Genomic DNA, 229 nt, shown 5'->3' on the forward strand with positions numbered 1-229 from the left:
ATCTTCCCCAACCGGGCGGCCATCGTACGACTGGTGGGCGCGGTGCTGGCCGAGCAGACAGACGAGTGGGCCGAGGGCCGTCGCTACCTCGGCCTGGAGGTCCTGGCCCGCTGCCGACTCACCACCGTCAGCAACACGGGAAACGAGGTGAACCCCGACACCGCGCCCGCCCTCGAGTTCAGCGCCTGACAACCCCAACGAAGGAATCAGCCGCTACACCACTTCATGG

Annotated in this window: 1 protein-coding gene; it reads left to right on the plus strand. The window is 67.2% G+C overall.

Annotated elements, in window-relative coordinates; genetic code table 11:
- A partial coding sequence (locus AC0VX0_RS12445) for a transposase (protein ID WP_475452227.1) occupies positions 1-189 on the plus strand: 189 nt, incomplete at its 5' end.
- Between the last annotated feature and the right edge of the window lie 40 nt (positions 190-229).

The sequence above is a fragment of the Micrococcus sp. iso_26 genome (assembly GCF_056172975.1).